General features: G+C 68.3%; 17 protein-coding genes. 14 read left to right on the forward strand and 3 right to left on the reverse strand.

The features are described 5' to 3' along the window. The first annotated feature begins 1 nt into the window (after position 1). The 8 genes from ilvG to leuB all read left to right on the forward strand — a co-directional run bounded on the left by ilvG (position 2) and on the right by leuB (position 8,682). Positions 2–1,738 (forward strand): acetolactate synthase 2 catalytic subunit, encoded by a 1,737-nt coding sequence (gene ilvG, locus ACPEH1_RS05360; protein WP_136002940.1) that lies wholly within the window; start codon positions 2–4, stop codon positions 1,736–1,738. After that, complete coding sequence (locus ACPEH1_RS05365; protein WP_153164740.1) at positions 1,722–1,982, forward strand: ACT domain-containing protein; 261 nt, start codon at positions 1,722–1,724, stop codon at positions 1,980–1,982. The genes ilvG and ACPEH1_RS05365 overlap by 17 nt, the downstream gene beginning before the upstream one ends. 171 nt (positions 1,983–2,153) lie before the next feature. Beyond that, positions 2,154–3,251, forward strand: coding sequence for a threonine dehydratase (locus ACPEH1_RS05370; protein ID WP_153164741.1), 1,098 nt, complete (start codon positions 2,154–2,156; stop codon positions 3,249–3,251). Further along, positions 3,248–4,801: a 2-isopropylmalate synthase gene (locus tag ACPEH1_RS05375; protein ID WP_017355388.1), complete on the forward strand. Its 1,554-nt coding sequence runs from the start codon at positions 3,248–3,250 to the stop codon at positions 4,799–4,801. Before ACPEH1_RS05370 ends, ACPEH1_RS05375 begins: the two co-directional genes overlap by 4 nt. A gap of 10 nt (positions 4,802–4,811) precedes the next feature. Further along, complete coding sequence (locus tag ACPEH1_RS05380) at positions 4,812–5,594, forward strand: class I SAM-dependent methyltransferase (protein WP_423715390.1); 783 nt, start codon at positions 4,812–4,814, stop codon at positions 5,592–5,594. A 34-nt stretch (positions 5,595–5,628) separates the two neighbouring features. Further along, positions 5,629–7,050: a 3-isopropylmalate dehydratase large subunit gene (leuC, locus tag ACPEH1_RS05385; RefSeq protein WP_423715391.1), complete on the forward strand. Its 1,422-nt coding sequence runs from the start codon at positions 5,629–5,631 to the stop codon at positions 7,048–7,050. Then, positions 7,050–7,628 (forward strand): 3-isopropylmalate dehydratase small subunit, encoded by a 579-nt coding sequence (gene leuD, locus ACPEH1_RS05390; protein ID WP_262071238.1) that lies wholly within the window; start codon positions 7,050–7,052, stop codon positions 7,626–7,628. Before leuC ends, leuD begins: the two co-directional genes overlap by 1 nt. Beyond that, positions 7,618–8,682 (forward strand): 3-isopropylmalate dehydrogenase, encoded by a 1,065-nt coding sequence (gene leuB / locus ACPEH1_RS05395; RefSeq protein WP_423715392.1) that lies wholly within the window; start codon positions 7,618–7,620, stop codon positions 8,680–8,682. Before leuD ends, leuB begins: the two co-directional genes overlap by 11 nt. Before the next feature lie 135 nt (positions 8,683–8,817). On the opposite strand, the gene ACPEH1_RS05400 is transcribed toward leuB, so the two are convergent. Both ACPEH1_RS05400 and ACPEH1_RS05405 read right to left on the reverse strand, forming a co-directional pair. Beyond that, positions 8,818–11,988, reverse strand: a complete 3,171-nt coding sequence (locus tag ACPEH1_RS05400) for an efflux RND transporter permease subunit (RefSeq protein WP_423715393.1) — start codon at positions 11,986–11,988, stop codon at positions 8,818–8,820. Between the two features lie 4 nt (positions 11,989–11,992). Next, a complete protein-coding gene (locus ACPEH1_RS05405) occupies positions 11,993–13,129 on the reverse strand; it encodes an efflux RND transporter periplasmic adaptor subunit (RefSeq protein ID WP_017355394.1) in 1,137 nt (378 codons plus the stop codon). 121 nt (positions 13,130–13,250) lie between these two features. Between ACPEH1_RS05405 and ACPEH1_RS05410 the strand changes: the two genes are divergently transcribed. From ACPEH1_RS05410 to ACPEH1_RS05435, 6 genes are all read left to right on the forward strand, one after another. After that, complete coding sequence (locus tag ACPEH1_RS05410; RefSeq protein ID WP_017355395.1) at positions 13,251–13,922, forward strand: TetR/AcrR family transcriptional regulator; 672 nt, start codon at positions 13,251–13,253, stop codon at positions 13,920–13,922. Positions 13,923–14,058: 136 nt separating this feature from the next. Continuing rightward, on the forward strand, positions 14,059–14,706 hold the full coding sequence (locus tag ACPEH1_RS05415) for a protein-L-isoaspartate O-methyltransferase family protein (RefSeq protein ID WP_017355396.1): 648 nt from the start codon (positions 14,059–14,061) through the stop codon (positions 14,704–14,706). Positions 14,707–14,722: 16 nt separating this feature from the next. Further along, positions 14,723–16,084 (forward strand): TolC family outer membrane protein, encoded by a 1,362-nt coding sequence (locus tag ACPEH1_RS05420; RefSeq protein ID WP_017355397.1) that lies wholly within the window; start codon positions 14,723–14,725, stop codon positions 16,082–16,084. A 211-nt stretch (positions 16,085–16,295) separates the two neighbouring features. Further along, a complete protein-coding gene (locus ACPEH1_RS05425; protein WP_262071235.1) occupies positions 16,296–18,431 on the forward strand; it encodes a TonB-dependent siderophore receptor in 2,136 nt (711 codons plus the stop codon). An 8-nt stretch (positions 18,432–18,439) separates the two neighbouring features. After that, positions 18,440–19,570, forward strand: a complete 1,131-nt coding sequence (locus ACPEH1_RS05430; RefSeq protein ID WP_313218023.1) for a PepSY-associated TM helix domain-containing protein — start codon at positions 18,440–18,442, stop codon at positions 19,568–19,570. Next, positions 19,567–19,692 (forward strand): hypothetical protein, encoded by a 126-nt coding sequence (locus ACPEH1_RS05435; protein WP_017355400.1) that lies wholly within the window; start codon positions 19,567–19,569, stop codon positions 19,690–19,692. Before ACPEH1_RS05430 ends, ACPEH1_RS05435 begins: the two co-directional genes overlap by 4 nt. Before the next feature lie 40 nt (positions 19,693–19,732). Here the strand turns inward: ACPEH1_RS05435 and waaA are convergent, their stop codons facing one another. Beyond that, positions 19,733–21,031, reverse strand: a complete 1,299-nt coding sequence (waaA, locus tag ACPEH1_RS05440) for a lipid IV(A) 3-deoxy-D-manno-octulosonic acid transferase (RefSeq protein WP_423715394.1) — start codon at positions 21,029–21,031, stop codon at positions 19,733–19,735. Between the last annotated feature and the right edge of the window lie 8 nt (positions 21,032–21,039).

Here is a 21,039-nt window from a genome sequence, read left to right on the forward strand (position 1 = left end):
CATGAACACCTCCGCACACAGCACCGCGCCCCGCAACGGCGCACGCTGGTTGACGCAGGCCCTGGAAGCCGAGGGCGTGCACACGCTGTTCGGCTATCCGGGCGGCACCATCATGCCGTTCTACGACGCCCTGGTGGATTCCGGGCTGAAGCACATCCTGGTACGCCACGAGCAGGGCGCCGCCCTGGCGGCCAATGGCTACGCGCGCGCCAGCGGCCAGGTCGGCGTCTGCGTCGCCACGTCCGGCCCGGGCGCCTCCAATCTGGTTACCGGCATTGCCGATGCGATGCTGGACTCGGTACCAATGGTCTGCATCACCGGCCAGGTCGCCACGCCGCTGCTGGGCACCGACGCATTCCAGGAACTGGACGTGTTCGGACTGACCCTGCCGATCGTCAAGCACAGCTGGCTGGTGCGCCGGGTCGAGGACCTGCCGCAGGTCGTCCGCGACGCGTTCCGGATCGCCCGCGAGGGGCGCCCCGGCCCGGTTCTGATCGACCTGCCGAAGGATGTCCAGGTCGCCGATGCATCGCACCTGCCCGCCCACGTGCCGGCCACCGTGCCGGCGCTGCCGGCACCGCAGGACGATGTGATCGCACAGGCCATCGCCGCCATCGCCTCGGCCGAAAAGCCGGTGATCTATGCCGGCGGTGGCGTGGCGCTGGGCGATGCCGTCGAGGACTTCCGTGCCTTTGTCGACGCCACCGCGATTCCCACCGTGCTGACCCTGCGCGGCCTGGGTGCCCTGCCGCCACAGCATCCACATTACCTGGGCATGCTGGGCATGCACGGTACCCGCGCCGCCAACATGGCGGTACAGGAGAGCGACCTGCTGGTGGTGGTGGGCGCGCGCTTCGATGACCGCGCCACCGGCAAGTTGAACGAGTTCGCGCCGTTCGCGCGGGTCGTCCACATCGATGCCGACGCCTACGAGATCTCCAAGCTGCGCACCGCCGATGTCGCCGTGCCCGGCAACGTCGGCACTGCCATGCGCGCCCTGACCGCCGCCCTGACTGCACCCGTGCCGGCACAGGAGGCGTGGCGCCGGCGCTGTGCCGGCCATCGCGAACGCTTCGCGCCGCGCTATGACGCACCCGGCAGGCACATCTACGCACCGGCGCTGTTGAAGCGGTTGAGCGAGCTGGCCCCGGCGGACGCGATCATCGCCTGCGATGTCGGCCAGCACCAGATGTGGGTCGCCCAGCACTGCCGCTTCAATCACCCGCGCAACCATCTGACCAGCGGCGCGCTGGGCACGATGGGCTTCGGCCTGCCGGCCGCGATGGGCGCGCAGTTCGCCTGCCCCGACCGCACCGTCGTGCTGGTTTCAGGCGATGGCAGTTTCATGATGAACGTGCAGGAGCTGGCCACCATCGGGCGCTGCCGCCTGCCGGTGAAGATCGTGCTGCTGGACAACAGTTCGCTGGGCATGGTTCGCCAGTGGCAGGAACTGTTCTTCGCCGAGCGGTACAGCGAGATCGACCTGTCCGACAACCCCGATTTCGCGGCCCTGGCGCAGGTGTTCGGCATTCCGGCCACGCGCATCGATGCCCGCGATGACGTCGAGGGCGGCCTGGCCGCACTGCTGGCCCAGCCGGGCCCGGCGCTGCTGCACGTGGCCATCGACGCGCGCGCCAACGTATGGCCGCTGGTGCCGCCCAACAACGCCAACAGCACGATGCTGGAAAGCAACCCGGCCCACCAGACCCAGGAGACCCCCAATGCAATACCGGCTTGACCTGGTGCTGACGCCGGCCGAGGGCGCGCTGCTGCGCGTGATCGGCATGGCCGAACGGCGCGGCTTCGCGCCCCGCGCGATCGCCGGTGCGCCCAATGCCGCCGACGATGGCCGCTGGCATCTGCAGCTGGTGGTGGACAGCACCCGACCGCCGGAAACACTGCGTCGCCAGATCGAGAAGATCTACGACTGCGTGTCGGTGCGCATCAGCGCGCTGGACCCGACGCCGGGAGTATCCGCATGACTGCCCGCACCGCCATGCCGGTGCCGGTACGGAGGCGTCTTCTCGCAGGGTGCCTGCAGAGCCGCGCCGCCACGCCGGCAGCCCGCCACGCCCCGGCGGCAGGCGCTGCACGCCGGGCGATGCGTTCCCCCTGCGGGCGCCCGCCTGTCATGGGGCGCAGCCGGAGCCGGCATGCCCGCTAGCCGCGCCCCGCAGGAACCGGATGTAGGCGATGTAAGCGTCGCCGACGTGCTGGCCGCGCAGGCGCGGCTGCGCCGCTTCCTGCCGCCCACCCCGCTGCATTACGCCGAGCGCTTCGGCACCTGGCTGAAGCTGGAAAACCTGCAGCGCACCGGGTCCTACAAAGTGCGCGGCGCGTTGAATGCTCTGCTGGCCGGACGCGAGCGTGGCGACGAGCGCCCGGTGATCTGCGCGTCGGCCGGCAACCACGCCCAGGGCGTGGCGTGGTCCGCCTACCGCCTGAACATCCCGGCCATCACCGTGATGCCGCACGGTGCACCGGCCACCAAGATCGCCGGCGTCGCCCACTGGGGCGCCACCGTGCGCCAGCACGGCAGCAGCTACGACGAGGCCTACGCCTTTGCCCGCGCACTGGCCGACCAGCATGGCTACCGGTTCCTGTCCGCGTTCGACGATCCGGACGTGATCGCCGGCCAGGGCACGTTGGGCATCGAACTGGCCCCGCATGCACCGGATGTGGTGATCGTGCCGATCGGCGGCGGCGGCCTGGCCTCCGGCGTGGCGCTGGCGCTGAAGTCGCAGGGCGTGCGCATCGTCGGCGCGCAGGTGGAAGGCGTCGATTCGATGGCGCGTGCCATCCGCGGCGACGTCCGCGAGATCACCCCGGTCGCCACGCTCGCCGACGGCGTCAAGGTCAAGATTCCCGGCCTGCTGACCCGGCGCCTGTGCGCTGCACTGCTCGACGATGTGGTGATCGTGCGCGAAGCCGAGTTGCGCGAAACCCTGGTGCGGCTGGCGCTGGAGGAACACGTGATCGCCGAAGGCGCCGGTGCGCTGGCCCTGGCGGCAGGCCGGCGCGTAGCCGGCAAGCGCAAGTGCGCGGTGGTCTCCGGCGGCAACATCGATGCGCTGGTCCTGGCCCAGCTGCTCGCCGACATCCGCCCGCGCCCGCCGCGCAAACCCCGCCGCCGCGCCAGCGAGCGCACGCGTCCACCGCTGCCGACCGTGCTCGCACCGTCCCCGACATCCCCCGCTTCCCCTTCCTTTGCCACCCCATCCGACCTTGTTGTCGAGGAGACCTCCTGGTGACCACGCCCGACTCCCCCCGCATCCGAATTTTCGACACCACCCTGCGTGACGGCGAGCAGTCGCCGGGCTGCAGCATGAGCCCGCAGCAGAAGCTGGTGATGGCCCGCGCACTCGACGAGCTGGGCGTGGACATCATCGAGACCGGCTTCCCGGCCAGCTCGCAGTCCGACCGTGAGGCGATGGCGATGATCGCCCGCGAAGTCCGCCGCCCGACCCTGGCGGTGCTGTCGCGCTGCCTGGCCGCCGATATCGAAACCTCCGCCAAGGCGCTGGACGCGGCCGCCAACGCGCGCCTGCACGTGTTCCTGTCGACCAGCCCGCTGCACCGCGAGCACAAGCTGCGGATGAGCCGCGAGCAGGTGCTGGAATCGGTCCACAGGCATGTCAGCCTGGCCCGCAGCTACGTGGATGATGTGGAGTTCTCCGCCGAGGACGCCACGCGCACCGAGGAAGACTTCCTGATCGAGGTGACGCGCGTGGCCGTAGCGGCTGGTGCGACCACCATCAACCTGCCCGACACCGTGGGCTTCACCACGCCCGAAGAAATCCGCGGCATGTTCCAGCGGGTCATCGCCGGTGTTCCCGACAGCGACCGCATCGTCTTCAGTACGCACTGCCACAACGACCTGGGCCTGGCCGTGGCCAACTCGCTGGCCGCCATCGAGGGCGGCGCGCGCCAGGTGGAGTGCACCATCAACGGCATCGGCGAACGCGCCGGCAACTGCTCGCTGGAGGAACTGGCGATGGTGCTGAAGGTACGCAACGCGTTCTACGAGGAAGACACCCGCATCAACACACCGCGCATCGTGGCCACCTCGCAGCTGCTGCAGCGCCTGGTCGGCATGCCGGTCCAGCGCAACAAGGCCATCGTGGGTGCCAATGCGTTCGCGCATGAGTCGGGCATCCACCAGCACGGCATGCTGCGCCATCGCGGCACCTACGAAATCATGCGTCCTGAAGACGTGGGCTGGGAGAACTCGCAGATGGTGCTGGGCCGCCACAGCGGTCGTGCCGCCGTCGAGGCCCGCCTGCGTGCGCTGGGCTTCTGGCTGGAGGAGGAAGAACTGAAGCTGGTTTTCGAGCAGTTCAAGGCGCTGTGCGAGCAGCAGCGCGTGGTCACCGACGCCGACCTGCAGGTGCTGATGCAGGGCAGCTCCACCCAGAACGGCTACCGCCTGGCCTCGATGACCATCAGCGACGTCGGCAGCCGCGCCAACGCACTGGTCGAACTGTCCGACCCGGACGGCAACCGTGTGGCCGAGACCGCGCAGGGCGATGGTCCGGTCGACGCGCTGTTCGGCGCGCTGTCCTCGGCCACCGGCGTGCAGCTGATGCTGGACAGCTACCACGTCCACAGCGTGGGCATCGGCGCCGATGCCCGCGGCGAAGCCAACCTGAGCGTGCGCCACGACGGCGTGGAGTACGAAGGCACCGGCACCAGCCGCGACATCATCGAGGCGTCCGCACTGGCCTGGCTGGATGTGGCCAACCGCCTGCTGCGCCAGCGCAATGCCGTCACCGAACATCCCGCGGCCAGCGCCGCCGCCTGAAGGAGTTGCCATGAGTGCCTTCGACAGCTACGACATCCCCGCCGCCGGCCAGTGCTGGAACGCCCACGACTACGCCATCGACGCCGGCTTCGTACCGCTTCTCGGCGGCGCGGTGGCGCGGCTGCTTGATCCGCAACGCGGTGAGCGCATCCTCGATCTGGGCTGCGGCGACGGGGTGTTGAGCTTCGACCTGGCCCTGAGCGGTGCGCATGTCACCGGCGTGGATGCCGCGCCGGAGCTGGTCGGCGCCGCGCGCGCGCGCGGCGTCGCCGCGCAGATCATGGATGCCCATGCCCTGACCTTCGACCGCCAGTTCGATGCGGTGTTCAGCAATGCCGCCCTGCACTGGATGCGCGAGCCGGACCGCGTCATCGAGGGCGTGCGCCGCGCGCTGGCACCCGGCGGCCGCTTCGTCGCCGAGATGGGCGGACACGGCAATGTGGCCGCCATCACCAGCGCCCTGCAGGCCGCGCTGGCCAGCAACGGCCACGTCGTACCGGCGTTCCCCTGGCATTTCCCGACCGCCGATGCATACGCGGACCGCCTGCGCGCGCACGGCTTCCGCGTGCGCTACATCGAGTGCCTGCCACGCCCGACCGTCCTGCCGACCGGCATGCAGGGCTGGCTGCGCACCTTCGCCTCCCCCTTCCTGGTCGGGTTGGCAGCCGACCAGCGACAGCGCGTGCTCGACGATGCCGTGGCGCTGCTGGCGCCCACCCGGCGCGATGCGCGCGGCCAGTGGAGCGCAGACTATGTGCGCCTGCGCTTCGACGCGCGCCTGCCGATCCGATGAATTTCCGTATCACGAACCACAGCAAGGCCATTCCATGACCCCAGCTCCCCGCACCCTGTACGACAAACTGTGGGACGCCCACGTCGTCGTACCCGAATCGGACAGCGCGCCTGCCGTGCTGTACATCGACCTGCACCTGATCCACGAAGTCACCTCGCCACAGGCGTTCACCGAACTGCGCGAGCGCGGCCTGTCGCCGCGCCGGCCGGACCGGACCAAGGCGACGATGGACCACTCCACCCCGACCCTGCCGGCCAGCCCGGATGGCAGGCTGCCCTACGCCAGCGCCGCCTCCGAAGCCCAGGTGGCGATGCTGGCGCGCAACTGCGGCGAGCACGGCATCGAACTGTTCGACATGCAGTCGGCCAACCGCGGCATCGTGCACGTGATCGCTCCGGAACAGGGGTTCACCCAGCCGGGCATGACCATCGTCTGCGGCGACAGCCACACCTCCACGCACGGTGCATTCGGCGCCCTGGCCTTCGGCATCGGCACCAGCGAAGTCGGCCATGTGCTGGCCACCCAGTGCCTGCTGCAGCGCAAGGCGAAGACAATGGCGATCACCGTCGATGGCATCCTGCCGCAGGGCGTGGGCGCCAAGGACGTGGTGCTGCACATCATCGGCGTGATCGGGGTCAACGGAGGCACCGGCCATGTACTGGAATTCCGTGGCAGCGCCATCGAGGCAATGGACATGGAACAGCGCATGACGTTGTGCAACATGTCCATCGAGGCCGGCGCCCGCGCCGGCATGGTCGCGCCCGACCAGGTCACGTTCGACTGGGTCGCCAACACCCCGCGCGGCCCCAAGGGGGCGGCGTTCGATGCCGCCGTGGCCGCCTGGACGCAGCTGCGCAGCGATCCGGGCGCGCGCTTCGACGCGGAGGTGCATATCGATGCCGGCGACATCCGTCCGACCCTGACCTGGGGCACTCACCCTGGCACGGCCATCGCGGTGGACCGGCCCATCCCGGCCGCCAACGACGCCGCCGACCAGAAGGGACTGGACTACATGCAGTTCCAGGCAGGCCAGACGCTGGCCGGCACGCCGGTGGACGTGGTGTTCGTCGGCTCGTGCACCAACGGACGGCTGAGCGACATGCGCGAGGTGGCGCACGTGCTGCGTGGCCGCCGTGTCGCGGCAGGCGTACGCATGCTGGTGGTGCCCGGTTCGGAGATCGTCAAGCGCCAGGCCGAGGCAGAAGGCATCCACGAGGTTGTGCGCGGCGCGGGTGCCGAGTGGCGCGAGCCGGGCTGCTCGATGTGCATCGCCATGAACGGCGATCTCGTCGCCCCCGGCCAGCTGGCGGTGAGCACCAGCAACCGCAACTTCGAAGGCCGCCAGGGCCCGGGCTCGCGCACGCTGCTGGCCTCGCCGATGACCGCGGCCTGGGCTGCGGTGAACGGACGGGTGTCCGACCCGCGTGACCTGTATGCCGCCCAGGAGGTGGCCTGATGAGCGGCTTCCGTACCCTGACCTCGACCAGCGTGGTGCTGCGCGAAACCAACATCGACACCGACCAGATCATCCCGGCGCGGTTCCTGTCCACCACCGAACGCGCCGGCCTGGGCAAGCATGCCTTCAACGACTGGCGCTGGCGGGCCGATGGCACACCCAATCCGGACTTTGCATTCAATCAGGCGCACAACGCCGGGCGCAGCATCCTGCTGGCCGGCCGCAACTTCGGCTGCGGTTCCTCGCGCGAGCATGCGCCGTGGGCGCTGACCGACCTGGGCCTGCGCGCCATCGTCAGCAGCGAGATCGCCGACATCTTCCGCGGCAATGCGCTGAAGAACGGGCTGCTGCCGATCGTGCTGGACGAGGCCGACGTGCAGACGCTGATGCAGCGTCCTGACGACACCCTGACCATCGACATCGCCGCGCGCGCGCTGCGCACGCCCGATGGTCGCGTCTACCCCTTCCCGCTGGACGGCTTCTCGCAGACCTGCCTGCTGGAAGGCGTGGACCAGTTGGGGTATCTGTTGGGCCGTACCTCTGAAATCGAACGTTACGAGAGTGAACATGCACGCTGAGATTGTCGTACTGCCGGGTGACGGCATTGGTCCGGAAGTCGCCGCTGCCGCCCTGGCGGTGCTGGACGCGGTAGCCGAACGCTTTGGCCACACCTTCCGTTTCACCGAACACGACATCGGCGGCATCGCCATCGACCGTCATGGCGAGCCGTTGCCGGCCGTCACGCTGGAGGCCTGCCGCACCGCCCACGCGATTCTGCTTGGCGCCGTGGGCGGCCCGAAGTGGTCCGACCCGAATGCCACGGTACGCCCGGAGCAGGGCCTGCTGGCGATCCGCAAGGCGCTGGGGCTGTACGCCAACCTGCGCCCGGTGCGCCCCCATCCGGCCGCGCTCGGTGCTTCGCCGATCAAGGCCGAGCTGCTCGAGGGGGTGGACGTCGTGGTGGTGCGCGAGCTGACCGGGGGCATCTACTTCGGCGAGAAGACCCGCACTGCCGACAGCGCCAGCGACCTGTGCAGCTACAGCGTGGGCGAGATCGAGCGCGTGCTGCGCACCGCCTTCCGGCTGGCGCGGACCCGTCGCGGCAAGGTCACCTCGGTGGACAAGGCCAACGTGCTGGAAACCTCACGTCTGTGGCGCGATGTAGCCGCGCGGATCGGGCGCGAGGAATTCCCGGACGTGGCGCTGGAACACCAGCTGGTCGATTCGATGGCCATGCACCTGCTGGCCAAGCCGCGCGAGTACGACGTGATCGTGACCGAGAACATGTTCGGCGACATCCTCACCGACGAAGCCTCGATGCTGGCCGGTTCACTCGGCCTGTTGCCGTCGGCGTCACTGGGTGAACCCGGCGCGGTAGGCATCTACGAGCCCATCCACGGCTCGGCCCCGGACATCGCCGGCAAGGGCATCGCCAATCCTTACGCCACGATCTTCAGCGCGGCGATGCTGCTGCGCCATTCACTGGGGCTGGAAGCGGAAGCAGCGGCCGTGGAAGCGGCCGTGCATGCGGCGCTGGATGTCGGCGTGTTCACCGCCGACCTGGCGGCCGGGGGCGCGGCGGTGAGCACCCCCCAGGCCACCGAGGCGGTGCTGGCGCACCTGCGCACCTGATTCCGTCCCCCTTCCTTGCCAGAGCCGTGTCTGGCAAGGTGCCGGTCCGGAGAGCAGCCGACCCACGGTCGGCTCTATTGATGCCGGTGAAGGCGTTCTGAGGCTCCCACCGGTTCGGTTGCGCGCCGCCGCCTGTTACTCCCCGGTGCTCTTCGCCTCATCCGGCTTCACCCGGAACCACGCGGCATACAGCGCCGGCAGGAACACCAGGGTCAGCACGGTGCCGACGATCAGGCCGCCCATGATCGAGATTGCCATCGAGCCGTAGAACGCGCTGCGCGACAGCGGAATCATCGCCAGCACCGCGGCCAGCGCGGTCAGGACGATCGGGCGGAAGCGGCGCACGGTGGCGTCGATGATGGCGTGCCAGCGATCGTGGCCGGCGTCGATGTCCTGCTGGATCTGGTCGATCAGGATCACCGAGTTGCGCATGATCATGCCGGCCAGGGCGATGGTGCCGAGCAGAGCGACAAAGCCGAACGGCGCACGGAACAGCAGCAGGAACAAGGTAGCGCCGATGATGCCCAGCGGCGCGGTGACCAGCACCATCGCCGCACGCGAGAAGCTGCGCAGCTGCAGCATCAGCAATGTGGCCACCACGATCAGGAACAGCGGCATGCCGGCCTTGATCGAGTCCTGCCCACGTGCCGAGTCCTCCACGGTGCCGCCGGTTTCCAGCAGATAGCCGCTGGGCAGATCCGCACGGATGCCGTCCAGCGTCGGCAGGATCTGCTGCACCACGTCCAGTGCCTGCATGCCATCGCCGATGTCGGCGCGCACGGTCACCGTCGGCAGACGGTTGCGGTGCCAGATGATGCCGTCCTCGAAGGCGTACTCCAGGCGGGCCACCTGCGACAGCGTCACCGGCGTGCCGCTGCTGGTCGGAATGGCCAGGCTGGCCAGCAGGTCCAGCTGGGCGCGTTCATTGTCCGGCCCGCGCAGCAGCATCTCGATCTGGCGATTGCCTTCGCGATACGTGCTCACCCGCATGCCCGACAACGAGCTGCTCAGGAACTGGCCCACCTGGGCGCTGCTCACGCCCAGCGCGCGTGCGCGGTCCTGGTCGATCACCAGCCGCACCACCTTGCTCGGTTCGCTCCAGTCCAGATTGACATTGATCACGTGCGGGTTTTCGCGGACCTTGGCTTCGACCTGCCGTGCGATCGCCTGCACCTGTGCGATGTGCTCGCCCGAGACGCGCATCTGCACCGGGTAGCCGACCGGGGGGCCGTTCTCCAGGCGGGTCACGCGCATCTGCACGTCCGGGAACTGCTTGATCACGTCCTTGATCAACCAGTCACGGGTCGCCTCACGGGCCTTGGCATCGGCAGTGAGCACCACGAACTGCGAGAAGTTGGTGGCCGGCAACTGCTGATCCAGCGGCAGGTAGAAGCGCGGCGAACCGGTACCGACATAGGCGACGTAGTTGGTGATGCCATCGCGGCCCTTCAGCAGTTTCTCCAGCTTGGTCGCCTGTGCCTGGGTGGCGGCCAGCGACGCGCCTTCGGCCAGTTCGATGTCCACCATCAGTTCGGGCCGGGTCGAATCCGGGAAGAACTGCTGCGGCACGAAGCGGAACAGCATCAGCGAGGACACGAACAGCGCGATGGTCGCCGCAATCACCCACCAGCGATGACGCAGGCAGGCATCCAGGAAGCGGCGGAAGCGCGTGTAGAACGGGCGCTGGTACGGGTCGTGGTCGTGCGCGTGCTCTTTCGGCGCGATCCAGCGCGCGAAGGCAGGGTGGCGGTCCGCCCACTGCACGCGCCGCGCGCGCCAGCGTCCGGCCAGGCTGGTCGGCTTGGGCGGCTGCGGGTTGAACAGGTCCGGCAGCATCTTGTCGCCGAGATAGGGAATGAACAGCACCGCGGCGATCCACGACACCACCAGCGCGATGGTCACCACCTGGAACAGCGAGCGGGTGTACTCGCCGGTACTGGAGGCGGCCGTGGCAATCGGCAGGAAGCCGGCGGCGGTGATCAGCGTACCGGTCAGCATCGGGAAGGCGGTCGATTCCCAGGCGAAACTGGCCGCGCGCAGGCGGTCGTAGCCCTGCTCCATCTTGGTGGCCATCATCTCCACCGCGATGATCGCATCGTCCACCAGCAGGCCCAGCGCCAGCACCAGCGCGCCGAGCGAGATCTTGTGCAGGCCGATGCCGAAGTAATGCATGACGAAGAATGTCATCGCCAGCACCAGCGGGATGGTCACGCCGACCACCAGGCCGGTGCGCAGGCCCAGCGAGAAGAAGCTCACCAGCAGCACGATGACCACCGCTTCGGTGAGCACCTGCACGAACTCGCCGACCGATTCCTCCACCGCGTGCGGCTGGTCGGAGACCTTGCGCAGCTGCATGCCGGCCGGCAGCGTCTTCTGCAGGCGCTCGAACTCGGCATCGAGCGTACCGCCGAGCTTGAGGATGTCGCCGCCGTCCTTCATCGCCACCGCCAGGCCGATCGCATCCTCGCCCATGAAGCGCATTTTGGGCGACGCCGGGTCGGCGAAGCCGCGCTTGACCTCGGCGATGTCGCCCAGGTGCAGCGTGCGTTCGCCGGCCTGGATCGGGAACTGGCGGATGTCCTCGATGCTGTTGAACTGCCCGGTCACGCGCAGCTGCACGCGGTCGGTCGGGGTTTCGAAGAAGCTGGTCCCGGTCACCGCGTTCTGGTCGGCGAGCGCCTGCTGCACCTGCTGCAGCGACACGCCCAGCGTGGCCAGCTTGGTGTTGGACAGTTCGATCCAGACCTTCTCGTCCTGCAGGCCGACCAGATCGACCTTGCCCACGTCCGGTACCCGCTGCAGTTCCAGCTGGATGCGGTCGGCGTAATCGCGCATCACCGCATAGTCGAAGCCTTCGCCCGTCAGCGCGTAGATGTTGCCGAAGGTGTCGCCGAACTCATCGTTGTAGAACGGCCCGACGATCTCCTGCGGCAGCGTGGCGCGGACATCGCCCACGCGCTTGCGCACCTGGTACCACAGGTCCGGAATCTGCCTGGAGCGCAGGCTGTCGCGGGCCATGAAGATCACCTGCGATTCGCCCGGACGCGAGTACGACCGGATGAACTCGTACTCGCCGGTGTTCATCAGCGCCTTCTCGATCGGCTCGGTGACCTGGCGCGAGACCTGCTCGGCGGTGGCGCCGGGCCATAGCGTGCGCACCACCATTGCCTTGAAGGTGAACGGCGGGTCCTCGGACTGACCCAGATGCTTGTAGGACCAGGCACCGATGACGGCGAAGGCGAGCATGGCAAACAGCACCAGCGGGCGGTTGCCCAGCGCCCACTCGGAGAGATTGAAACGGCGCACGGGGTCAGTGCCCCTTGGCCGGGGCGGCCGGCGCGGCGGCCTTGGCCGGCGCCAGCACCGGTCGGTTCTGGCGATCCACCGCCGTCACCGCCTGGCCCTCGCGGAGCAGATGGCCGCCGGCGGCGACCACCCAGTCGTTCGGACCCACCCCCGACAGCACCGGCACCGACTCGGCACCGTAGGCGCCGACGGTCACCGGCACCGCCTTCAGCGTACCCTTGGCCGCATCCACCACCCACACGCTGCCCTTGCCGTCGGCACCGCGCTGCACGGCCGCCAGCGGCAACTGCAGGGCGCCGCTGCGACCGGCGCTGGCAAATACGCGCGCGCTCTGGCCCAGTTCCACTTCGCCCAGCGCTTCGGGCGCCAGGCTCACGCGGGTGGCATAGGTACGCGCCTGGGCATCGGCGGCCGGGGCGATTTCGCGAAGGGTGCCTGGCAGCAGTTGACCCGGGCGGTTCCACAGCTCGACCTGGACCGGCTGGCCGACCTTGTAGTCGCGGATGCTGCTTTCCGGCAGCGCGATCAGTACCTCACGGCCACCGTCAGCCGCCAGGGTGAACACAGTCTGCCCCGCGCTGACGACCTGCCCTGCCTCGGCCTGGCGGCTGGCGATCACGCCATCGGCCGGCGCGCGGAGCTGCGCGTAGCCGGCCTGATTGCGCGACACGGCGAGGTTGGCGCGGGCGGCGTTGGCCTGGCCCTGCGCGGCCTTGAAGGCGGCGGTCTGCGCATCCAATGCGGAGCGGCTGACCAGTTGCTGCTCGGCCAGCGCCGCATAGCGCTTCTGATCGTCGCGGGCGCGCACCAGATCGGCCTCGGCGGCCGCGAGCTGGGCCTGCGAAGCGGCTGCCTGGGACGCGTAGTCGGCCGCGTCCAGCTCGGCCAGCACCTCGCCCTTGCGCACGCGCTGGCCGGCATCGACATGGCGCTTGATGAGATTGCCGCCGACCCGGAACGACAGCGGGCTTTCCTCGCGCGCACGCACCTCGCCCGGATAGGCCGCCACCCCCTGGCCATCGACCGTGCCCGGATGCACCACCAGCACCGGGATCGGTGCCACCGGCTCGGCATCCTGTTTGCCACACGCCGCCAGCATCACCGCCAGCAGCCCACCGCCCATCCATCGCAAGTTGTTCATGAGGTCCTGGACCTTGAATACCGGGGAAGCCGCACGGAAGAGACACTCTATTCCATGACGGCCAATAGTGAACCAGCCGGTATAGTATAAATATCGAACCGATTGGTCTAGTATTGTTTGCATGATCGATCCGACGTCCTCCGCCCCCCCGCCCAAGCTCCCTGCCAAGGCCGCCGGACCCGGCCGCCCGAAGGATCTGGGCAAGCGTGCGGCCATCCTGGATGCGGCCAAGGCATTGTTCGTCGAGCAGGGCTACGGCGGCGTCAGCATGGACAGCATCGCCAGTCAGGCAGGCGTTTCGAAGCTGACCGTTTACAGTCATTTCGGCGATAAAGAAACGCTTTTCGCCGAAGCTGTGAAGTCCACCTGCAACGAGATGCTGCCCGATGCACTGTTTGTCACCGATGCCGATGGCGCGCTGCGCGAGCAGCTGGTGGGCATCGGACGGGCCTTCTTCACCATGATCACCTCGCCGGCTGCCGTGGCCGTGCAGCGGGTGATGATGGCGCCGGACACCGACGACCGGATCCGCGAGATGTTCTGGCTGGCCGGCCCGCAGCGCACCAGCGACGCGCTGGCCGAGTTCCTGCGCGCCCGCACCGAACGGGGCGAACTGGAGATCACCGACTTCCAGACGGCGGCGCTGCAGTTCTTCACCCTCATCAAAGGCGAGCTGCATACGCATATGATGTGCGGGCTGCGGCCGGCCCCAGCCGAGTGCGACGCCGACGCCCATGTGGACGCCAGTGTCGCCTTTTTCCTGAGGGCGTACGCCACCCGCCACGGGCGGTGACAACAACATGAATGGACCGGAGGTCGCGGTGACTTCCGGCACTGCGACCCCGGCGCGACGGCAGCGATGCTCTCAGCGCGCCGCCGGCTCCCGGCACCGGTAAAATGGCCGGCCCACTGCGCTGGATTAGAACCTCATGATGATCGATTACGCCCACGCCCGCGAACTGATGGTTGAACAACAGATCCGTCCCTGGGACGTACTGGACATTCGCGTGCTCGATGTACTGGCACGTCTGCCGCGGGAGGCGTTTGTCGCTGAATCGCACAAAGCCCTGGCCTATGCCGACATCGAGCTGCCGCTGGGTTTCGGGCAGAAGATGATGAAGCCGGTCATCGAAGGCCGTACCCTGCAGGCCCTGGATCTGCAGCCGGGCGATGAAGTGCTGGAAATCGGCACCGGCAGCGGCTACCTGAGCGCCTGCATGGGTGAACTGGCCCGCGAAGTGCTGAGCCTGGAAATCGAACCGGACCTGGCCGCCACCGCCCGTGCACGCCTGGATGCCGCCGGTCTGGGCAACAACGTCCGTATTGAAACCGCCGATGCCCTGGCGTGGGAGACCGAGCGCCGTTTCGACGCGATCTGCATCACCGCCGCGGTGGAGACCGTTCCGGCGCGCTTCACCCAGTGGCTGCGCCCCGGTGGCCGCCTGTTCGTGATCCGCGGCCATTCGCCGGTCATGGAAGCGGTGCTGGTCAAGTCCGATGGCAGCATTGATTCGCTGTTCGAAACCGATATCGACTACCTGCGCGGTGCCGCCCCGGCGCCCCAGTTCCAACTCTGAGTCCAAGGAAGCCGCAATGATCCGCCGATCCCTCGCTATTGCGCTGGCCGCCGCCCTGCTGCCGATGACCGCCTCTGCCGCCGACCTGCTGCAGGTCTACGAAATGGCGCGCAACGGCGATCCGCAGCTCTCCGCGGCTGAATCGACCCGTCTGTACGACAAGGAAGGCGCCGTGCAGGCGCGCGCGGCACTGCTGCCGCAGATCAATGGCGAGGCCGCGCTCAACCGCACCCGCACCGACGACCAGGGCTTCAATACCGGCAGCACCACCAGCAAGCGCCGCACTTACACCGTCACGGGCAGCCAGACGCTGTTCAACTGGTCGCAGTTCGCCAACCTGCGGTCGCAGCGCGAACTGAGCAAGGCGGCGGATTTCACCCTGGATTCGGCCAACGACGACCTGATCGTGCGCACCTCGGCGGCGTACTTCAACGTGCTGGTGGGCATCGAATCGCTGTCGGCTGCACAGACCAACGAAGCGGCCGCCAAGAAGCAGTTCGACTTCGCCGACAAGCGCCTGGAAGTGGGCCTGGCGCCCATCACCGACGTGCATGAAGCGCGCGCCCAGTACGACCAGGCCCGCGCCAACACGATCATCGCGCAGAACACCCTGGCCGACGCCTACCAGGCACTGACCGAACTGACCGGCCAGCCGGTCACCGACCTGCGCGCGCTGCCGGCCGACTTCCGTCCGGAACTGCCGGCCAAGTACGCCACCGTGGACCAGCTGGTGAGCGAAGCCGTCGCGCAGAACCCCGCGCTGAAGGCACAGGAGCTGAAGGTCAGCGCCGCCGAATCCGGCGTGTCGGCCGCACGCGGCGGTCACTACCCGACCCTGTCGCTGGGCGGCAACTACGGCAAGAGCGCCACCTGGGGCGATGCCGGCGTTGGCAGCGGCAGTTCCTATAACCCGGACCTGCGCACCAACAGCGTCGGCCTGACCCTGAGCGTGCCGATCTTCGCCGGCGGCGCCACCCAGTCCGGCGTGCGCCAGGCCCTGGCCCAGCGCGACATCGCCCAGGATGGCTACGAGCAGCAGAAGCGCGCCCTGGACCGCAACACCCGCAACGCGTACCAGACCCTGGTGGCCGGCATCAGCGAAGTGGAAGCACGCCGCCTGGCCGTGGTCTCGGCACAGAGCGCGTACGACGCCTCGCAGGTTGGCCTGGAAGTGGGTACGCGTACGGTGCTGGACGTGATCCAGAACCAGCGCATCCTGTTCTCGGCCCAGCTGGACTACGCCAACGCCCGCTACACCTTCCTGCAGAACCGCCTGCAGCTGGGCCAGGCGATCGGCACGCTGGACATCGCCGAACTGCAGGACATCAACCGCCTGCTGACGCTGAAGGCCGCCACGCCGAGCACCACCGTCAACTGATCGACGGCGGGCGCGGCTCCGGAATGGCCGCCCTGGCAATCCATCGCACGTCCCGAGCGCCGACGGTAACGTCGGCGCTTTTTCTTGGGAACACAGTGCCGACAGTCCGTGCTTCGGGCTGAAGCACGCCGGATCAACGCGCGAGCGGCAAACAACGGGCCGCTACATGTTAATCTTTCTCATTCGCACCAATTCCCCCATTCACCGTGCAATGAATCGTCCGTCGCTTCGTTTCTCTACGCTGGGCCTCGCCCTGACCCTGGCCAGCCTCCCGGCCCACGCCGCCCCCCCGTCCTCCGATGCGGTGCAGCTGGACACGGTGCAGGTGCTCGGCCGCGCCCAGACCCTTTACCGGGTGGATGACGCGGCGGTGGGGACGCGTACGGACACGCCGCTGGCACTGGTACCGCAGTCCATCCAGGTGGTACCGCGAGAGCTGATTGAAGACCAGGCCGCCCGCTATGTCACCGACCTGTATCGCAGCATCAGCGGCATCAGCTTCTTCAGCTATGCGGGCGTGACCATGCGCGGTTTCCGCCAGGAAAACGTGCTGTATGACGGTCTGCGCGGCGATCCTTATGCCGGCTTTTCGGTCCCGCAGCTGTTCAATATCGAGCGCGTGGAGGTCCTGAAGGGGCCGGCCGGCGCGCTCTACGGCGGCGGGGACGCCGGAGGCGTCATCAACTACGTGACACGCAAGCCGAAAGCCACGCCCGAGCGCCGCATCGAACTGCAGGCCGGCAACAACGATTTCAGCGCGGCATCGATCGACGCCACCGGGCCAATGAACGCTGCGGGCAGCGTGCGCTATCGCGCCGGGCTGTATAGCGACGCCGAACAGGGCGTGCGGTGGAATGCAGACAGCGAAAGCGTGATCGGTGACGCCTCGCTCGCCGTCGACGTGGGCGACACCGGCGAGCTGACCCTGCAGTTCACCGACATCACCCAGAACCTGGGCGGCAACCGCCTGCGCGGCGTGCCGGTGGACGATGCCGGGAATTTCCTCACCGACCGCCGCTGGAACCACAACGAGGCCAGCGACTTCCTCGACATGCGTGCCAGGGTGGCGCTGGCGCAGTACCGTTTCGCGCCGCGCGACAACCTGGACGTGGACGTCGCCGCACGCTGGTTCAGCAACAACGAACACCAGATGTACCACGAGCCGATGGGACTGATTGATCGTGACCGCGATGGTGTGGCCGCGTGGATGACGCGCCAGCTGCGCAACCAGATCCGCGACAACGAGGCGTTCACCGCCAACGCCAACGCGGTCTGGCGGATCAACACCGGCAGCATCGGACACACAATGCTGTTCGGTGCCGATGTGTATCAGCTCGACGCCGACTTCACCGCGCAGACCGCCAACAGCGCCGACCTTGCACGCGGTGCCGGGCCGGTACACGGCATCGATCTGTTCAATCCGGTCTATGGGGCCAGCACCTGGCATGACTACAACTTGGCCGCCCTGCCCTGGCGAAGCACATCGACCCGCAGTAAACGCTACGGCGCTTACCTGCAGGACGAACTGGCGCTCACCGCGCGCTGGCATGTGCTGGCCGGGTTGCGCTGGGATGGCTTCAAGGATGACGACCGCATTGGCGGCAGCCGTGTCGATGGCAACGACCTCAGCTGGCGGCTGGGCAGCACCGTTACCGTCCGCGAAGGTCTGAACTTCTACGCCAACGTGGCCAGCGGTTTCGTGCCCCAAAGCGCGGCCAACCAGAACCCCGCCGCGGGCGGCCCGTTCGACGCCGAGCGCAGCAGGCAGTGGGAGGTCGGCATGAAATCCCTGCTGGCCGATCGCGTGACCTTGAACATGGCCGCTTACCGCATCGACCGCAGCAACATCGTGCAGGCCACCGGTGACGTGGTGGACGGGGTGAACCAGCTGGCGGCACTTGGGCTGGTGCGCAGCACCGGCATGGAACTGGACCTGCTGGCCGACGTCACCGAGCGCTGGGTGGTGAATCTGACCTATGCGTACAACGACGCGCGTGTGAAGGACATGGGCCCGACTGGCATCACCAATGCCTCCGGCGACCGCTTCGCCAACGCACCGCAGAACAAGCTGGGCCTGTGGACCCGCTACGACCTGCCGGCGATCAACTCCGCCATCGGCTTTGGTGCCGATCATGTGGGCGAGCGCGTCAGCCTGGATGGACAGGCGGTAAAGGCCTATACCGTGTTCGATATGAGCTGGAAGACCACGTGGAAGCAGTGGCAGTACCAGGCGAACGTCAAGAACCTCTTCGACAGGGTCTATGCCGCCAGCGGGTTCACCGAGCGCACCGGCCACTTCCCGGGTGAGCCTCGCCGCGTGTACGTGCAAGCCGCCTACGCCTTCTGAGACTGCCCATGCCTCCGCCTGCGCCAGCGCATCCCGATCGCCCTGCGCGCAGTGGCAGCGGGCGCCGACTGTGGTTCGACCTGCACAGCTGGCTCGGCCTGAAGCTCTGCCTGTTCATGGGATTTGTCTGCCTCACCGGCACGCTGGCGGTATTCTCGCAGGAGATCGACTGGCTGCTGCACGCGCCCATCCGCGTGGCCGACAGCGGTGAGCAAGCTGGATGGGGGCCCATCATCCATGCCGCACAGACGGCACACCCGGACTGGGAACTGGAAAGCATCTCCGCCGGCCACACGCGCCTGTTCGCTGCGCGGGCGCAGATGCGCCTCCCCGATGGCAGGCGACGCTTTGTCTGGATCAACCCCTACACCGCGCAGGTAACCGGCGACACGGGCTGGCTCAATACACAACGGCTGCTGCGCAACACCCATCGCCACCTGATGCTGCCGGTGGCGTGGGGCGTGCCACTGGTGGCGGCGCTGTCCATCCCGTTGCTGCTCTCGCTGCTGAGCAGCCTGTACATCTACAAGAAGTGGTGGCGCGGGTTCTTCAAACGGCCCGACGCCTCGCGACCGCGCCGCCTGTGGGGCGATGTCCATCGATTGGCCGGGGTCTGGTCACTCTGGTTTCTGCTGCTGATCGGTCTGACCGGAGCGTGGTATCTGATCGAGTCACTCGGCGGCGATGCGCCGGCCGCGCCGACCGTGCGACTGGCCAACGGCGTTGACCGCCTTGCCGCCGCCGACCCAACCGCCGTCGATGCCGCGGTGGAGACCGTCCACCAGCACTGGCCCCGCCTTGAGATCCTCGGCGCCATCCCCGCGCGCGATGGCGGGAGCATCCTGTTCCTGGGGGAGGCCGATGCCTGGCTGGTGCGCGAGCGGGCCAACAACATCGCCGTGGACCTGCACACCGGGCAAGTGATCGGCAGGCATGACGGCCGGGCGCTGGGGGTCCATCAGCGCATCGCCGAAATGGCGGATCCCCTGCACTTCGGCAGCTTCGGTGGCTGGCCCATCCGGCTGCTCTGGTTGCTGGCCGGCACGCTGCTGACAGGGCTGTGCTTCACCGGCGTGTATCTCTACGGACTTCGCACCGTGGATTCTCTGCGATCAGCTGCCAGAAGGCGGCCGACATGAGCCCGGAAAAACTGCCCGGCGCCTGGCGCGCGGCGTGGCGCGGCATGGGTTGCTGGCGCTGGCTGTGGCTGGCACTGCTGCTCGTGTGGGTATCGCTGGTGCCGCTCGAAGCCATGAAGTAGCGGCAATGACCGGCCTGGAACAGCCGCCGCAGCGCCGCGTTCACTCCAGCGGCGGCGGCAGTGCCGGCCCGATCAGGGCCACCGTGCGCTTCAACGCGCCGCGGCCGTTGCTGACCAGCGCACACCCGGCCCGCGCCATGTCCTCGCGCGCATCCGGATCGCGCAGCAGCGTCAGCAGCGCATCGCCGACGCCCTGCGCATCCTCGGCGATCACCACCGCCCCGGCTTCACGCATGCGCCGGGAAATCTCGGCGAAGTTGTGCAGGTGCGGGCCGGTCACCGTGGCCGTGCCCATCGCAGCGGGCTCGAGCAGGTTGTGCCCGCCGATCGCCTGCAGGCTGCCACCGACGAAGGCCACCTGGGCACACCCGTAGAACGACATCAGCTCGCCCAGGGTATCGATCACGAACACATCGGTGTCGGCCTGCGGCCACTGCTGCTGGCGCCGCGTGGCGACCTTCCAGCCCTGCTCGCGGGCCAGCGCCTCCACCCGTGGAAAACGCTCCGGATGCCGCGGCGCCCACAACAGCAGCAGGCCCGGCACCGCCTCGTGCAGGCGGCGATGCAGGTCGATGGTGGCCTGTTCTTCGCCCTCATGGGTGCTGGCGGCAATCCATACCGGGCGTTCTGCCGGCACCAGGTCGTGGAAACGCGCGATGAAATCCTGCACGTTCGGCGTGGCGATGTCGAATTTCAGGTTGCCCAGCGCCTGCACCTGCTCCGGCGTGGCCCCCAGCTGCAGGAAGCGCTCGGCGTCGTCGGCCGACTGCGCGGCCACGCAGGTCACGGTGCGCAGCGCGCGCCCGATCAACGGCCGCAGCAGGCGATAGCCGCGCAGCGAGCGCGCCGACAGGCGGGCATTGAGGATGTACACCGGAATGCGGCGGTCACGGCAGCCGAACAGCAGGTTCGGCCACAGCTCGGTTTCCAGGATCAGCGCCAGGCTGGGTTTGAAGTGGCCCAGAAAGCGCCCCACGCTGCCCGGCACGTCGTACGGCAGGTACACGTGGTCCACTGCATCACCCCACAGCGCGCGCACGCGCTCGGAGCCGGTCGGGGTGATGGTGGTGATGACCCAGCGGATGTCCGGGCGCTGCGCGCGCAGCGCATTGACCAGCGGCGCGGCGGCATTCACCTCGCCCACCGAGACCGCGTGCAGCCACACCCGCGGCTGGCCACTGGAGTGCGGGTAGGACGCGTAGCGCTCGTCCCAGCGCTGGAAATACTCACGCACCCGGAAGCCGCGCCACACCAGGTGGTACACAGTGATGGGCAGCAGCAGGTACAGCACGACCGAGTACAGGCCGCGCAGGATCCATTCGACAGGGCTTTTACGCATGCGCAGAG

It is taken from the genome of Stenotrophomonas sp. NPDC077421 (genome assembly GCF_049545505.1).
GTDB lineage: Bacteria > Pseudomonadota > Gammaproteobacteria > Xanthomonadales > Xanthomonadaceae > Stenotrophomonas > Stenotrophomonas nematodicola.

Bases quoted from the DNA above. Each gene is read 5' to 3' on its own strand.
- ilvG (WP_136002940.1), top strand. From the start codon at position 2: ATGAACACCTCCGCACACAGCACCGCGCCCCGCAACGGCGCACGCTGG.
- ACPEH1_RS05410 (WP_017355395.1), top strand. From the start codon at position 13,251: ATGATCGATCCGACGTCCTCCGCCCCCCCGCCCAAGCTCCCTGCCAAG.
- ACPEH1_RS05370 (WP_153164741.1), top strand. From the start codon at position 2,154: ATGCCCGCTAGCCGCGCCCCGCAGGAACCGGATGTAGGCGATGTAAGC.
- ACPEH1_RS05380 (WP_423715390.1), top strand. From the start codon at position 4,812: ATGAGTGCCTTCGACAGCTACGACATCCCCGCCGCCGGCCAGTGCTGG.
- leuD (WP_262071238.1), top strand. From the start codon at position 7,050: ATGAGCGGCTTCCGTACCCTGACCTCGACCAGCGTGGTGCTGCGCGAA.
- ACPEH1_RS05435 (WP_017355400.1), top strand. From the start codon at position 19,567: ATGAGCCCGGAAAAACTGCCCGGCGCCTGGCGCGCGGCGTGGCGCGGC.
- ACPEH1_RS05425 (WP_262071235.1), top strand. From the start codon at position 16,296: ATGAATCGTCCGTCGCTTCGTTTCTCTACGCTGGGCCTCGCCCTGACC.
- ACPEH1_RS05405 (WP_017355394.1), bottom strand. From the start codon at position 13,129: ATGAACAACTTGCGATGGATGGGCGGTGGGCTGCTGGCGGTGATGCTG.
- leuB (WP_423715392.1), top strand. From the start codon at position 7,618: ATGCACGCTGAGATTGTCGTACTGCCGGGTGACGGCATTGGTCCGGAA.
- ACPEH1_RS05430 (WP_313218023.1), top strand. From the start codon at position 18,440: ATGCCTCCGCCTGCGCCAGCGCATCCCGATCGCCCTGCGCGCAGTGGC.
- ACPEH1_RS05420 (WP_017355397.1), top strand. From the start codon at position 14,723: ATGATCCGCCGATCCCTCGCTATTGCGCTGGCCGCCGCCCTGCTGCCG.
- waaA (WP_423715394.1), bottom strand. From the start codon at position 21,031: ATGCGTAAAAGCCCTGTCGAATGGATCCTGCGCGGCCTGTACTCGGTC.
- leuC (WP_423715391.1), top strand. From the start codon at position 5,629: ATGACCCCAGCTCCCCGCACCCTGTACGACAAACTGTGGGACGCCCAC.
- ACPEH1_RS05415 (WP_017355396.1), top strand. From the start codon at position 14,059: ATGATGATCGATTACGCCCACGCCCGCGAACTGATGGTTGAACAACAG.
- ACPEH1_RS05365 (WP_153164740.1), top strand. From the start codon at position 1,722: ATGCAATACCGGCTTGACCTGGTGCTGACGCCGGCCGAGGGCGCGCTG.